Source organism: Neobacillus sp. D3-1R (assembly GCF_052180215.1).
GTDB lineage: Bacteria > Bacillota > Bacilli > Bacillales > Cytobacillaceae > Pseudoneobacillus.
In genome coordinates this window covers 4,182,163-4,198,446 of the sequence record NZ_CP197471.1, presented here as the reverse complement: position 1 = coordinate 4,198,446, position 16,284 = coordinate 4,182,163, and the positions used below count along the sequence as shown (strand labels likewise).

Here is a 16,284-nt window from a genome sequence, read left to right as displayed (position 1 = left end):
TGTTGGATTTTAATTTGGAAAACCATTTTAAAAACCAGGGGGACTAGAAATGAAAAAGATCATTGTAACAACGGTTTTGGCATTATCGTTTAGTGTTGGAACACAAGCCTTTGCAGCAGAGACGGGAACTTCTACAGACACTAGCACAGTTACGGAAACAAGTGCAACAGAAGGACAAACTAGCACAGACGCAACTACAAGCACAGATACGACTTCAGGTACAGATGTAACTTCAAGCACGGATCCATCCACAAGTACAGATACAACGACTAGCACAGATGCAACAACCTCAACGGATACAACAACTTCTACAGATGACCAAGCAACAGACGGAGCAACTTCTACAGAAGGACAACCTTCAGATACAACAACGACAACGGAAGAAACGACTCCAACGACGGATGCGGGTACTACACCAGATTCATTTTTATACACATTTGACCTTTTAATGGAAGACTTAAAGCTTCTTGTAACATTCGACCCTGAGAAGGAAGCGGACCTACTTTTACAATTTGCACAAGAACGTTTAGCCGAAGCACAAACGATGACAGAGGCGGAAAAAACAGAATACGTTCAAAAGGCCGTAACTGATTATTTAGCCCTTCTTGACCAAGCGGGAGAAAAGGTATCAGAAGTGATAACAGATCCGGAATCATCAGAAGAAGTGAAGGACGAGCTAACTGGTGAGTTAGAGGAAACAACTGACGTAACGGACGAAGTAGTGGATCAGCTTGAACCTGAACAACAAGAAGAAGTAGCTGCGAAAACAGACCAAGCTTATTTAGTAGCCCAATCTGTAGCAGGTCTTGATACAGAAGTAGTAAAAACTCTAAGAGAGCAAGAGTTTGGATACGGGGAAATTGCGAAAGTTATCTCTTTGGCTACCATTAGTGGTAAGTCGATTGAAGAGGTTGCTAGTTTACTAGATGAGTCTGGTTTTGGCGGGGCAATGAAGGAGCTTGGTGTGAATGTTCATCAAGTGAAGCAGCAAAAAGTGGCTCAACAAATTGGTGGAATTGAAGCAGCGATTGAAGCGGCAAAAGAGAGTGGCGACGAAAAGACGATTGCAAAGCTAGAGAGAAAGCTTAAAGGCCTAAACAAGCAGAATGAGAAATTCCTAGCAAAAGCGGGTGCTCCTAAGACTGAGGAAGCAACAGAAGGCGATGACACAGAAGGTACGACAGAAACATCTGAACAATCAGCAACTGAAGGAACAACTGAACAATCAGCAACTGAAGGAACAACTGAGCAAACAACTGAAGCAACAACAGACCAAGCAACTGATTCAACAACAGAAGAAAGTGCAGAAACTACTGTTGTAGCTTCTGCTGAAAAGACAGTAACAACAATTTCTGCAAAAGAAAGCAAGAAAAAAGAAGTAATCCAGGTAGCAGCGGCAACATCTAAGAAAGCGGAAGCTACTTCAAAAGCAACAGAAAAGAAAGCTGCAGCTGCAACCAAAAAGGAACAATCTAAAGGCCAAGCGAAAAAAGAAGAAGTGAAAAAAGAAAATAAACAAGAAGAACAAGTGACAGAGGAAGAAGCAGAGGAAGTAGAAGTGGTTGAAGCTGAAACAGAAACGAAAGTAACCGAACCTACTGAATCAGAAGCTGAAAAATCCGAAGAACCAGCTAAAGAAGAATCAAAAGGCAATGGCAAAAGTGAAGAAAACAAAGGTCACGGTAAATCAGAAGAGAAAAAAGGTAAAAAATAATGAATTGGAGTGGGGTCCTCGGACCTCACTCTTTTTTAATAAAAAATTTGTCGGAAAAATAATTTAGTAAAAAAGAACTATTTTCCAAAAAAGAACGCATCTTTTTCCATTTACTGGCGTCTAAATTAGTGGTTTGACATAAAACACTATTTGGAGGAATCAACGGATGAAGGGAAAAGGTAAAAAAATTCTACTTACTGGATTAACGGTTGCGTTGTTGAATACACCTTTTTTAATGAATGATGGGATGGTTTGGGCGAAAGAACAGCCGAAACATACACACCCGGAAAAAGTTAAAAATGAATTAACGACCCAACAAGCTATCAAACTGGCAAGCGACTTTGCTAAGGCGTCCGCCTATGTACAGCGCGGCGGTGATTACAAAGCTGGCGAATATAAAACATTTAGTTACAAGGGGAAAACCTATCGTTATTTGGCTAGCTCTATTGATACAAAGAAGGAGCTAGTAAACTACTTAGCAAAAACACTTACTAGAAAAGCAGCGGAACAATTTTTAAAAGACAATGGGATCATTGAATACAAAGGGAAAATGGCTCAGGTAGAAGCGGACGGCGGGTCTTTATTACAGTGGGAAAAAGCAACGGCTAAATATATTAAATCCACGAAAAATACGGAATACTATCAGCTGACGGTTCCGGTTGGAGACACAGGTGTGACAGAGACCTATATGGCAGAGTACCAGTATGTTCAAAAAGTTGGCTGGAGATTAAGCAATGAGCCTTCATTTGAACAAAGTTCCTTAACAGCCGAAGGGGTATTAGACCTTGCGAAAAAATTTGCGCAGGCCTCCAGTTATGTTCAGGCTGGCGGGTCCTACCGTCCAGGTGAGTATCAAACCTTTACGTATGGTGGAAAAACGTATCGCTATCTATCAAGTTCGATCGATACAAGGAACGAATTATTAAATTACTTGAAACATTCATTAACCCATACAGCCGCAGAGCAGTTCATTAAATCCCGCGGTATCATTGAATACAATGGAAGATTAGCTCAAATCGAAGCGGATGGCGGCTCCTTATTACAGTGGGATAAAGCAACGGCGAAATTAGTGAAATCTGAGGACAGCAAACAAATCTATCAATTAATCGTACCGGTTGGGAATACCACTGAAAAACAAACCTTTATCGTGGAGCTTCAATTCGTGAAAGAGGTCGGCTGGAGAATTAGTAAGGAACCGGCGCTAGAAACAAATAATGCTTTAACGGATAGCCTTGCCGTAGAGCTCGCCACAAAATTCGCGCAAGCATCCAGCTACGTTCAAGCAGGTGGAACGTATCGTCCAGGTGAATACCAAACTTTTACGTACCAAGGGAAAACGTATCGTTACCTATCAAGTTCAATTGATACAAAAAGCGAGCTATTAGCTTTTTTGAAAAATTCTTTAACCCAAGCGGCAGCAGAATCGTTTATTCAATCCCGCGGCATCATTGAATACAATGGACGATTAGCTCAAGTGGAAGCAGACGGCGGATCTTTACTAAGATGGGATAAAGCAACGGCTCAATTAACTAAAAATGAAAATAACACTCTAACATACCTACTCACGATTCCGGTAGGAGATACAACGGAAAAGCAGAACTATTTAGTGGAATATCAATATGTGCAAAATATCGGCTGGAGAATCAGTAAAGAGCCATATTGGAACCTAGATATTCCAGGAAATATCAATCCTGCTTTTAATTTTGTTACCCTTTTACTAAAAAATACGGAAACAACCAAACAACTTTTTATAAATCCTAACGACTTTAACGTGGAAGAGTTTAAAAAGGGAATCAAAAAAATAGAGTATGTCAATTTCACAGAGATCGGTAGAAAAAACTCTCAAGTCGAATATATCGTGAAAGTAAAATTTGAACTTGAGAGTTCATACAAAGGAACTCTTGAAAACGGAGAAAACAATCTGTATTTCCTCATCCAGCCTGTAGGGTACATGGATTTTAAAATTGCTGAAATTGGAAGAGTAGAACTTTATTAAGGTGGAAGGGCCAGACTTGTGCTGGCTCTTTTTTTGTGTGTTAAATTTGTTGCGAAATTCTATCAATCTAACAACAAACTTTAGAAAGGTAAACAATGGTTTACTATTCTGTAAATATTGATGAATCTAGTAGAAAAGTCACACTTACAAAAATTTTACATAAATTCTAAAAACTTCGTTACTATTACCCTATGAATCTGTTACAATAGTCTATGGTTCGACATAAAATCCAAACTTTTAACAGGAAAGAGGAGATTGAATGTTACGTAAGTATGGTAAAAAATTAGTAAGTGTTGCTCTAACATCAGCGTTAGCGATGGGAGCATTTGCAGCACCGTTTAGCACAGAATTAGTAAAGGCAGAAACAGAAAATATTAAGGTACAACTTTTAGGAGTAAACGATTTCCACGGACAGCTTGATAGTTCCTCATCTTTTGATAGAGATAAGGACGGAGTAAAAGAGTCCAAAATTGGTGGAGTTGAATATTTAGCTGCTTATTTAAAAGAAGCTGAAAAAACAAATCCAAATACATTATTAATTAATGCTGGTGACATGATCGGGGCTAGCCGACTTGTTTCTGCTGCATTCCAAGATGAGCCAACGGTTGAAGCATTTGAAGCTATGGGCTTTGATATTGGGGTACCAGGAAACCACGAGTTTGATGAAGGTATTGCGGAATTAATGCGTATGGTTAAAGGTGGAGATCACCCAGGTGGTAAAGGCCTAAAAGGCTATGATGGAATGAATTTCCCAATGATTTCTGCAAACGTATATGACAAATCAACAGGCAAATTATTATTTGAACCATATGCAATTAAAGAAGTTGGCGGAGCTAAAATTGGATTTATTGGTGTAACAACCCAAGAAACTCCAGACATCATCGTGGCAACTGGAAACGAAAACTTAGAGGTTCGTGATGAAGCAGAAGCGATTAATACGTATGCAAAAGAATTAAAAGACCAAGGTATTAAAGCAATCGTTGTTATTGCGCATAATCCAACAACGCAAAATGGTAACGATTTAGATTTTGACGCTAGTGCATTCGCTGAAAAAATTGATGATGAAGTAGACGTAATTTTTGCTGCACACAACCATGTAGGTGTAGATAAATTAGTAGACAATAAACTAATTGTCCAAGCTTATTCTTACGGAACAGCATTTGCAGATGTAGATTTAGAAATTGATCCGGTATCAGGGGATATTGTTAACAAAGAAGCTGAAGTTAAAACCGTATTCCAAAGCGATCTTCCAGCTGATCCAGAAATGGCAGCTCTTTTGAAAAAATATCTTGATTTAGTTAAGCCGATTGCAGAAAAAGTAGTAGGTGAATCAACTGGCGACATGAAGGGCTCATATCCTTCTCGTGGTCTTGTTGGAGACCAAGCTGTGGGTAACTTAATTGCTGACGGTATGAAAGCAGAAATGGACGCGGATTTTGCTCTTATGAATGGTGGAGGCGTACGTTATTCCATTGATAAAGGACCAATCACAGTAGGAGATCTTTTTGCTGTTCAACCATTTGCAAATACATTAGTTAAAGTAAGTTTAACTGGTGAGGAATTAAGAACAGTACTTAACAACCAAATTACAAGTAAAGGATTAGACTTCTATATTGGTGGATTTAAGTACACTTGGGATGGAGATACAAACAAAGTAGTGGACATCATGTTCCCAGATGGAACAAAGATTGATGAAAGCAAAGAATACACAGTAGTTGTTAATAACTATATGTATGGAGTTAAGGGTTACCAAATCGCTGAATTTGCAGGTAATAAGTTTGTACAAGGTCCAGAAGATCTTGAAGCAACAACAAATTTTGTAGCATCATTTGACGGCAAGCCAGTTGATTACAAAGCAGAAGGACGTATTTCTGAAGTATTCACTCCATTTACAGATCTTCCAGCAGATCACTGGGCTTCTGATTATGTTTACGACCTACGCGTAAAACAAGTAGTAAAAGGTACAACTGAAGGTACTTTTTTACCACAAAGCAGCTTAACTCGTGCACAATTCGCTTCTTTACTTGTTCGTGGTTTAGGATTAAAAGCTACTGATGCACCTGTTGCATTTACAGATATTGCAAACGCTGATGAAGCAACAAAAGCTGAAATCACAGCTGCATTCCAAAACGGTCTTGTAAAAGGAACTTCTGAAACAACGTTCGAACCAAACAAGGCAATTACTCGTGCTCAAATGGCTACAATGGTAATCAGAGCTTACAACTTAAAGAACAAAGTTGATTACAAAGCTACTGCAACTGCTGACTTCAATGACATCACTAAATTAGATGCTGAAGTTCAAAACGCAGTATCTGCAGCTGTTGAATTAGGCTATGTTAAAGGTTACGAAGATTTATTCAATCCTGGAACTGGCGCTTCAAGAGCTCAAAGTGCGAAGCTTGTATCACTTCTTTTAAAATAATTTTGATTTGATGAACTGGATGGTACCTTATGGTGCCATCTAGTTTTTTATTTTTGTAGGGTGATAGATAGTTAGTGGGTGTATCCTTTTTTAAAAAGATGATAGGGGAGTCTATTTGAAAAATGTGACAAAGTCGGAAACAAATCGAATTTAGACGGATATTTGTCCCAAAAACTCGGATAACTTGGTGACAAAGTCGGAAACACAGCAACAAAACTCGGATAAACTTCGGCTTAACCATTTTTAAGGGGAAATTCTTCTCAAATATACCCAGAAAACTAGTGGAAAAAATGAATTCTTTAATAAGATCACTTTTTTTATCAAAAGTGTTATCAAAAGAGTCCAAAAAGGGAACAAAACATCGATTCGCATACAGGTCGACTCAATCTATAAAAACACAAATCCCTACCCGCCACCATTCGCCAAAATTTGCATAAAAATTTAGTTTATTCTACAATCATTTTAAATAAATGATACATACTATGAAAAAGTGTGTATTAGAAGTTAGACGTATTACAACATTTTTACATTCAGAGGAAAAAGCTATGACCATTCGCTTTTTTTCGCTATAATAACAAAGGGAATTCATATTTAGAGGTTTCAACAGAAAAGGAGACAAACACTTATGTCGAAAAAGCTTTGTGTGGTCGGACTTGGTTACATTGGTCTTCCAACAGCCGTAATGTTCGCAAACCACGGATTAAAAGTGCACGGTATGGATGTGAATGAAAAAGCTGTTAACATGATCGCCAACAAACAGCTTCATATAGAGGAAAATGGCCTAGAGGAACGTTTAATTACAGCTATTGATAGCGGGAATCTAACGGTTTCTACAAAGGTGGAAAAAGCAGATGTGTTCATTATTGCGGTTCCATCGCCAATCAACGCAGACAAAACAGCTAATTTAGAATATGTACGCAGCGCAACCAAATCAATTGTTCCTTTTGTCGAAAAAGGTAATCTTGTAATTTTAGAATCTACGGTGCCTCCAAGAACGGTTGAAGATATCATGATTCCAGTTTTAAAAGAAACTGGCCTAGAACTTGGCACAGAGCTATACATTTCTCACTCTCCAGAACGCGTTATTCCAGGTAGAGTATTCGTGGAGTTAGTTCAAAACGATCGTATCGTTGGTGGAATTAACGAGGAATCCAGCCGATTAACGGTTGAACTGTACCGTACATTTGTGGAAGGTACGATTCACGTAACGGATGCAACGACTGCTGAAATGGTAAAAGTAATTGAAAACACGTACAGAGACGTGAACATTGCGTTTGCCAATGAATTAGCGAAAATCTCGGAAAAAATCGGGGTAAACGTTTGGGAAGCAATTAAGCTTGCGAACTACCACCCACGTGTAAATATTCACCTTCCTGGTCCAGGTGTAGGTGGACATTGTATCGCCGTTGACCCTTGGTTCATGGTGGAATTACAGCCGGATTTAGCGAAAATGATCCATCTAGCTCGTACAACCAATGATAGCATGCCAGAATATACTGCTAATAAGGCAAAACGAATTCTTGATGCAAAAGGGATTCAACATCCTCGAGTAGCGGCATTTGGATTAGCATTCAAAGCCAATATTGATGATATGCGTGAAAGTCCGTCAATGGAAGTGCTTCACCATATGAAGGAACTAAAACTTGACCTTTCCGCTTATGACCCGCATATCAAAGAAAATAAATTTGAGCAGCAAACACAGTCTTTAGAAGAAGCGGTTAGCCATTCTGACTTAATTGTGGTCTTAACAGAGCATCAACAATTCAAAGACTTAAATCCAGCAAGCTTTGCTGATAAAATGAGAACTAAGCTTGTGTTAGATACAAAGAATTGCTTAGACCGCAAGCTTTGGGAAAGTGCAGGCTTTGAAGTCTTCACACTTGGAGATTCAAAGAATAACTAATTTTTTAAAAAGCGTCTGGCTATCGCAGACGCTTTAGCCATTTACAAAAGGTGATGACGCATGAAAGAGACAATTTTAGGTGTAGACGTTTGTACGGATAACTACGACTCACTAATAGCTAAACTACTGAAAAAAATCGATAACCGTGAAAAAGCATTTATTGTCGCGATTAATCCTGAAAAAATTATGAAGGCTGAGGAAGATGAGGGATTAAGAAACCTGCTTAATTCCGCAGACTTTCAAATTCCGGATGGCATTGGCGTTATTTTAGCGTCGAAGCTTAAAGGTGGCCAAATTCGCGAGCGCGTTACCGGCATTGATATGATGTTAAAGCTTTGTGAAGCCGCGGCCAAGCACGGTAAAAAAGTTTTCCTTTATGGAGGGAAACCAGGCAGGGCGGATCAAGCAAAAGCAAAACTAGAAGAAATGTATCCTGGCATTCAAATTGTGGGGACAGTAGATGGTTACCAAAAGGATGAGCAGTTGGTTCACCAAACCATCAATGAATCACAAGCGGATATTATTTTTGTAGCGATGGGCAGTCCAAGACAGGAAAATTGGATTATTGCCAATAAGGAACAATTGCACCCTTCTGTTTATCAAGGGGTAGGTGGGTCTTTTGATGTAATTTCTGGAAATTTGGAGCGTGCTCCTGAATCATTCCAAAAGTTAGGTCTTGAATGGTTTTACCGTCTACTAAAAGAACCTTGGCGTATCAAGCGTCAGGCTGCTTTACCGAAGTTTTTGATTAAGGCGGTCACTTCCAAAAAATAAAGGAATCGTTTGCACAAAATTCTTATTTGATTTCAATAAATTGTATTTGAGATATGCCATTTTTAATGGTAATATATATATGTAACAGAAATTATTTCCTTCTGCTTTTGCATAGAATCTCGGTTGGTAGCCCAGTAGAAAGAACACCTATCAATGCCTGATAGGTGTTTTTTCTGTCTTTGTCGTAGGTGGATAGTATTAGGTGAGTGTACCTAATTTTGATAGATGTCACATTTTAATGCTAGATGATAAAACAAAGCGCCTGGTCAATTAAAAACCAGGCGCTTTTTCTATGTTCTATTGCTGCTGTGGAGGATAAGCTCTCCATTTCGATAAGTCGATATTCTCTTTCGTCACCATTTCCTTAGGGAAAATAAACGTCCAAGGCTTGCTTGTGTTAGCTTTTACTTCAAAGTCTTCTAGCTTGAAGCCACCTCTAGCCACTACTTCTCCTGAAGCATCTTCGACGACTAATGGAATTTGTTCTAGTTTAATATTCTTTGGATTACCGTTTCGAACCATTACGGTTACATGAAGGTTGCCGTTTTCAGCTACCTGAGCCTGTATACCCATGAAGTTTACTTCACCATTTTTAGGCGGCTCCATGTTCTCAACCAACTTAGCTAAACGATCTTTATCTTCAGCTGGTAAAGATTTCTCCCAGCTTTCAGCAAGATCTAAACGGTGCTTGGATTTCAATTCAAAAGCAAGTTTCCAGCCTTCTTCAGGTAATTCTTCAACTGCTAAGTCATTTTGGTTGAACACAAATAGCCAAGGTGTACTGCTCTTTGGCGGTAATTCGCCTAACTGGCTTAAATCAAATTCCTTACGTCCAAGCTTTTCGCCATTTGGTCCGATTAACAATAACGGAAGTTGCTCAAAACGAATTCCTTTAGACAGCGTATTACGAACAAAGGCCACCACATGCCATTCGTCGCCAACCTGCTTTAATTCAATCCCAGCTAACGAAATCTGGTTCGCCTTTAGGAGTGGAAGCTCGTTATGTAAGAACTGAAAATAATAGCGTTCTTCCGTACTAACCGTCATTTCTGGTAAAAAGGATAAACTAGTTTCAACAGATTCATCAGTTGAAGCATCCTCACCAGCCTCGCCACCTAATAACTCTTGAGAATCCACCACACTATCCGTACCATGCTTCTCAATCTTCTCATCCTTATTCTTACGTTTAAAGAAACCTAACATCAACCATACCTCCAATCAATCAAACTAAACACTTCACCACTTTAAAGTACCGGGGGTCAGACCCCCGCCACTTCACCGCGTTAAACGAGCGGGGGTCTGACCCCCACTGCGCTACTGTGTTAAAGGGTTAAACGGATGTGGCTTGTTTCGCGTGCGACATCTCGTTCTAGGTTTTCGTACATCATAGTAAATAGCTCTAGGCCTTCGCGTTCGTATTGGCGCATTGGGTCTTCTTGGCTGTAGTTACGTAAGCCAACGCCTTCTTTTAAACGTTCCATCGCGTCAATATGCTCTAACCAGTGCATATCGATAAACGCAATCAGCATTCGTTTGAAAATGCTTTGTATGCTTCCATTTTCGCGATCAGCTTCAAGAGATTCAATGTAATCCGCCACGATTGGTTCGACAAACTTCATCAATTCTTCCTTGGATGTTAAGCCTTCAGGGAAGGTTACGTCACGGTCAGCTAAAATGCGAACTAGCTCATGCTCAAGCCCATTTAAATCCCATTTTTCCACAATGACTTCTTCACTGCAAGTTTCGTCAAACAAACGATCCACATAAGAGCCAATCATTGGCAGGACAACCGGTAACATATCGGTTTCTTCCAACACACGATTGCGCAATGTATATATCGTTCTGCGCTGCTCATTAATGACATTATCTAGTTTTAAGTTGTACTCACGCATCGAGTAGCTGCTGCCCTCGCAAATACGTTGGGTACGTTCAACAAATTCCTTCGCTTTCTTACTCACGACAAGGCCAGTTTCAGAATCTGCATCAACCGAAGCAACCAACTTATCTAGTTCTTCCTTCGCATATCGCTTAAACATATCGTCCTCAAGGGAGATAAAGAAGCGAGACTTTCCAGGATCTCCTTGGCGACCAGAACGTCCCTTCAGCTGGTTGTCGATCCGGCGTGATTCATGGCGTTCAGTCCCGATGACATATAAACCGCCAAGCTCAGCCACACCTTCACCCAGCATAATGTCGGTTCCGCGTCCAGCCATATTTGTCGCAACCGTAATATGACCCTTTTGGCCAGCCTTCGTAATTAAATCGATTTCTTGCTCAATCGTTTTCGCATTTAATAGCTCGAACGACAAGCCTTCCTTCTTCAAATATTCCGCAACCTTTTCCGATTGCAAAATCGAAGTCGTTCCAATTAACATCGGTTGTCCCGTTTCATGGATGCGTTTTGCTTCCTTGGCAACAGCCGTGTATTTTTGGTCAATCGTCATATAAATGAAATCCTCTAAATCCTCGCGAATGATAAGGCGATTCGTTGGGATTTGAACAACATCCATTCCGTACAGCTCTTGGAATTCTTTTTCTTCCGTTTTTGCTGTACCTGTCATACCGGATAACACTGGATACAGACGGAAGTAGTTTTGGATCGTGACCGATGCCTGAGTCTTGTTCTCTTCAGAAACTTCCAGACCTTCCTTTGCTTCAATCGCCTGGTGAAGTCCGTTACTTAACGTTCTTCCCTCCATTGGGCGACCCGTAAACATATCGATCAGCATAACTTGTCCATCTTGAACAATATAATCAACATCGCGTTTGAACATCACCATCGCACGCAATGCTTGAATCACATAATGGTAGAGCGTTTGGTGCTCCAATTCATATAAATTGTCGACACTAAAGCCTTTTTCAATTTTCGTAATTCCATCTTCCGTTAAGTTAACGGTGTGGGACTCTTCGTCAAAAATAAAATCCTCATCGCGAACAAAGCTTTTCACGATACGAGCACATAAATAACTCAACTCCGAGCTAATTCCTGTTTTACCGGCAATAATTAATGGTGTTTTCGCTTCATCGACTAACACGCTATCGGCTTCATCGATGATCGCATAATGGTACGGGCGCTGCACGCGTTGGCCAGTTTCGTAAACCATATTGTCACGAAGATGATCGAAACCGAATTCTGTCCCTACCCCGTACGTAATGTCCGCTTTGTACGCTAACTTCTTCGCATCCGGCTCCATCATTGGCAAGTTCAAACCAACGGTTAACCCGAGGAACTCATGGATTTTTCCAACTATTTCACGGTCACGGCGTGCTAAATATTCGTTAACGGTGATAACGTGAACACCCTTGCCTTCTAAGCCGCGCAAGTAACTTGGTAGGGAGGCAACCAATGTTTTCCCTTCACCCGTTGGCATTTCCGCGATATTTCCTTCCGCTAACACGAGTCCACCGACCATTTGCACATCGTAATGGCGCATGCCTAACACACGTTTCGCCGCCTCGCGCACAACAGCAAAAGCTTCGACTTGGATATCAAAAACCGTTTTTCCAGAAGCAAGCTGCTCCTTGAAGTAAGCAGTTTTCCCTATTAACTCCTGATCGGATAATGCTTCAAAATCTGTTTCTAATTCATTTATTTGACTCACGATTTGACGGTATTTTTTAATTTGTTTTGAATCCTTTGTACCGACTATTTTTTTAAAATAGTTTAGCAAAAGAGATCACCTCTTCGATTACAATTTTCACATAGAATCAGTATAGCACTGTTTCAAAACAGTTTCATCTTATAGCCAAATTTTCTCTATTGCATCAAAATACATTTTGAATACATTTATGGGTATTATTACCAACTGGGTATAAAGTGCTATTTCACAAAAATTTCCAATATTTTATAAATAAATGAAACTTTTTCCTGATATAATCGTCTATTGTAAGTGAGTTTAAAAGTAAGGGAGGAAGATTTAATGAAAAAATGGCAACGCATGTCGCTTTCCCTTGGGTTAGCTTCATCCTTGCTTGTGCCTGGCCTGGCATCCGCCACTACGAAACCAGTAGACTTGGAAGCTATGAAAGAAAAGGCAAAGCAAGATTTAGCGAAAAAACTTAAGCTATCTGAAAGTGAGCAAACAAAATTAGCTTACCAAAAACAACAAGAACAACAAGAGGTGTTAAGTGATAACACCATTGTCGTGAAATATGCCAAAAAACTTCCTGCAAGCATTCATCTAAAAGCAGGGGTTATCGTAGATCGTTCCATTCCATCCCTTGGCTATGACATTGTGAAACTATCAAAAGGTCAGAAGATGGCCGATGTAGTATCTTACTATTCAAAGCAACAAGGCGTTTTAAGTGCCACGCCAAGTGTTACATACAAGACGTTTGCCTTGAATGATCCGAAACAATCGAAAATGTACCATCTGTCACTATTAAATATCGATAAAGCTTTAAGCCTTGCAGGGGATAACAAAGTAACGGTTGCTGTTATTGATACCGGTATGGACCTGAAACACCCTGAATTAAAGTCACAAGTTCTTCCTCCTTATAACGTCTTAAATCCAGCTAACCTTTCCTATACGGATGTTCATGGTACGCATGTTGCCGGACTGATAGCTGGGGCGAAGGGTAATGGCGTTGGTGGATATGGGGTTAACCCGAACGCGAAAATCCTCCCAATTGATGTCTTTAACGGGATGTGGGGAACATCGGACTACGCGATTGCGGAAGGAATCCTTTATGCCGTTAGTAAAAACGTAGACGTCATCAACATGAGTCTTGGCGGTTCAATGCCATCACCAATTTTAGAAGAAGCTGTGAAAAAAGCGATCGATGCTGGTATCACTGTGGTAGCAGCTGCTGGAAACAATTACGGAGAGTCCGTATCGTACCCAGCTGCTTATGAAGGCGTCATTGCGGTCAGTGCGACCAACGATAAAAAGGAATTAGCGGAATTCTCCAGCTACGGTGCATTCGTGGATATCGCAGCTCCAGGGGAAGCCGTTTACAGCTCCGTTTTTGATTTCTTAAAAGGTTCATCTTTTGCTGAACTGAGCGGTACGTCAATGGCAACACCGATTGTAGCGGGCGTTGCGTCCCTTTTGAAATCAAAATATCCAGACCTGAAGCCTTACGAAGTCGAAGCCATTTTAAAAATGACAGCCGATGACTTAGGCGATAAAGGTTACGATGTGAAATATGGTGCTGGTTTAGTGGACCCTGTAAAAGCATTACAGTTCGATTTGAAAAATCTGCCTAAAGTCGTAGAAGCTGCTGACAAAACAAAAGCGGTTGAACTAACAGAAGAAAAGGGCGAATGGACGAAGAGCTTTACTCAACCAGGAGACATGCACTGGTATCAAGTGAAGCTAGAAAAAGGTCAAGGCGTTCAAGCATTACTAGATGGTGCTAAAGCATACAATTACAAATTAATGTTCGAATTCCTTCCTGAAGGCAAAACAGAAGCTTCTGTAAAAAGAGACATCAATGATGTGAACAATGGCAAGCAAGAAGGCAGCTTCTTCCAAGCGACTGAAAATGGAACATTATATATCGCGGTCAAAGATGTGTACGGTCAGTATGACGAAAGTGGTGCTTCCCACTACACATTAAAGCTGCAAAAAGAAACAGAAATGAAGATTGACAATGTAACAGCTCAAGAGCCAGTTGTCATTTCAGGCTTACCGTTTAACAGTGAAGACAGCAGCACGTTAACATTTGCGGTCGATGCGGAAGCGAAAGAAGGCGACAAAGACTATTTCCGCTTCACGGTCGAAGAACCAACGATGGTGAAATTCGAATTATCTGCCGTACCTGGAATTAACTCTTCCATCTCTGCTTATTTTGAAGAAGAATTTTTAAACTGGCCGCCAAAGGATCTTCCACCAGATGTCTATGCGGAAGTACCAACGATTCAGTATGCAAACAACAATGGTGTGAGTGAAGGCGAAACCATGTCGTTTGAAGCAATGCCAGGAATGAACTATTTAATTGAAGTTTCTAGTGAACCAAGACGTGACTACTTTTATGAGTTCATCTTTGGAATTCCACAAACGGAAAAAGCAGTACCGAATTCCAATACACCTTACACGTTAAAAGGATCCAAACTTGATCTTGGCCAAGATGAAGACGGCTTCCCAGAAAGAGACCAAGGGCCTGAAGAAAAATTCAAAGAAGGCGAAATGACGGAAGCGGAATACAAAGAGAAAAAGGTTAGCGACTTTAGAGCGGCAATGGAACAAATGGCGGAACAACCAAAGTACCGTTATTTCCAAGATGAAAAAATGCTTGCGACCATCCGTGAAAAAGCTCTTCCATTTGAATTAGGTGGAAAAATCGAAGGGAAAATCAACTTTAGCGGTGACGAAGATTATTACAAATTCACAGCTACAGGCGATGAAATTTTCCAATTCGAACTAGGCAAAACAAAAGAGCTATTCCCATGGGTACAAATCATGGAATACGATGAGGAAAACAATGACCTACTTCCAATTGCCGATATTTGGACAGATTATTACTATTACCTATTTGGCGGCGGTGGTGAGCAAAATCTTACTCGTACATTGGCCCTGAAAGAAGGAAAAGAATATTACATCCGTTTCATGAACAATCGCTACCAAGCGTCTGAGGAGTCTTACCAATTCACATCGAAAAAATTAATGGACGTTCCAACGGACAATGATATCGATGAAAACAAAGACCTTCGTGCGAAAGTGTTACAACCAGGCGATAAAGATCAGAACCATCTGATTTACGCAACAGATACCGATTTCTACTATTATAAAAACCATGGAGAAGAAAACCACTTATCCTTAACTGTAAATCCTCAATCTTTTACAGATGAAGAAAAGAAAAATCTTCCGAAAGAGCTTCAGGGAGCATTGATTCCGTTCTTGACGATTGTCGAAGATACGAACGGTAACATGGTAATCGACGAGGAAGAATTCGGTAAGGCAAATGGTTTCTATCCAGATTATTACGCAACCGTATTTAATGTAAACAGCTCCTTTAAAGCGAAGAAGGATGTAGGTTACTTCTTCGTATTGAATGGCTACGGATATAACGGTTTATCGATTGAGCCATACGAAATCGCCCTTCACAATTGGAACACAAATGACGAAGACAAAGATTCTGTTGTGAAAAATAATGTGCCATCGAAACCGGCTGCCCTTAAGAGCACAAAGACTGGCTATACAGCAGAAGGATACTTCAACCCTGGAATCGACTTTGGTGACAAAGACTATTATTCACTAAAAGTAGATAAGTACTCTAAGTTGCAAGTGAACCTTGAATTACCTGCTGGATTAGACGGTTCCATTACCATCTTTGACAGCAAAGGCAAAAAAGTGGGACGCTATGACCACTACGGTGCAGGCGACGCTGAAGTAGCCAATGTTACCCTTCCAAAAGGTCAATACTACATTTTAGTAGAAGAAGCCTTAGGAAGAACGAGTTTGGAAGCTTATAAGCTGACAGTGACGAAATAGATTAGTAGGGGAGGCCTGGCGATTCTGGTATGGAGTCGC

Annotated in this window: 8 protein-coding genes; 6 read left to right on the top strand and 2 right to left on the bottom strand. The window is 40.3% G+C overall.

The genetic code is table 11. The features are described from left to right. Positions 1-49: 49 nt before the first annotated feature. From ACSBPO_RS21040 to ACSBPO_RS21020, 5 genes are all read left to right on the top strand, one after another. A complete protein-coding gene (locus tag ACSBPO_RS21040) occupies positions 50-1,714 on the top strand; it encodes a DUF5667 domain-containing protein (RefSeq protein ID WP_442596800.1) in 1,665 nt (554 codons plus the stop codon). A 166-nt stretch (positions 1,715-1,880) separates the two neighbouring features. Next, positions 1,881-3,710, top strand: a complete 1,830-nt coding sequence (locus tag ACSBPO_RS21035; protein WP_442596798.1) for a DL-endopeptidase inhibitor IseA family protein — start codon at positions 1,881-1,883, stop codon at positions 3,708-3,710. Positions 3,711-3,969: 259 nt separating this feature from the next. Next, the gene (locus tag ACSBPO_RS21030) at positions 3,970-6,132 is read left to right on the top strand and encodes a 5'-nucleotidase C-terminal domain-containing protein (protein ID WP_442596796.1); all 2,163 of its coding nucleotides are present in this window, start codon (positions 3,970-3,972) and stop codon (positions 6,130-6,132) included. Positions 6,133-6,757: 625 nt separating this feature from the next. Beyond that, complete coding sequence (locus tag ACSBPO_RS21025; protein WP_442596795.1) at positions 6,758-8,035, top strand: nucleotide sugar dehydrogenase; 1,278 nt, start codon at positions 6,758-6,760, stop codon at positions 8,033-8,035. A gap of 60 nt (positions 8,036-8,095) precedes the next feature. Beyond that, positions 8,096-8,809, top strand: a complete 714-nt coding sequence (locus tag ACSBPO_RS21020) for a WecB/TagA/CpsF family glycosyltransferase (RefSeq protein WP_442596793.1) — start codon at positions 8,096-8,098, stop codon at positions 8,807-8,809. A gap of 297 nt (positions 8,810-9,106) precedes the next feature. On the opposite strand, the gene ACSBPO_RS21015 is transcribed toward ACSBPO_RS21020, so the two are convergent. Together ACSBPO_RS21015 and secA2 are read right to left on the bottom strand one after the other, a co-directional pair. Continuing rightward, positions 9,107-10,012 (bottom strand): accessory Sec system S-layer assembly protein, encoded by a 906-nt coding sequence (locus tag ACSBPO_RS21015; RefSeq protein WP_442596791.1) that lies wholly within the window; start codon positions 10,010-10,012, stop codon positions 9,107-9,109. Between the two features lie 119 nt (positions 10,013-10,131). Further along, positions 10,132-12,480: an accessory Sec system translocase SecA2 gene (secA2, locus tag ACSBPO_RS21010; protein WP_442596789.1), complete on the bottom strand. Its 2,349-nt coding sequence runs from the start codon at positions 12,478-12,480 to the stop codon at positions 10,132-10,134. Between the two features lie 249 nt (positions 12,481-12,729). Here secA2 and ACSBPO_RS21005 point away from each other — a divergent pair, with 249 nt between their 5' ends. Next, positions 12,730-16,245, top strand: a complete 3,516-nt coding sequence (locus ACSBPO_RS21005; RefSeq protein ID WP_442596787.1) for a S8 family peptidase — start codon at positions 12,730-12,732, stop codon at positions 16,243-16,245. Positions 16,246-16,284: the final 39 nt, after the last annotated feature.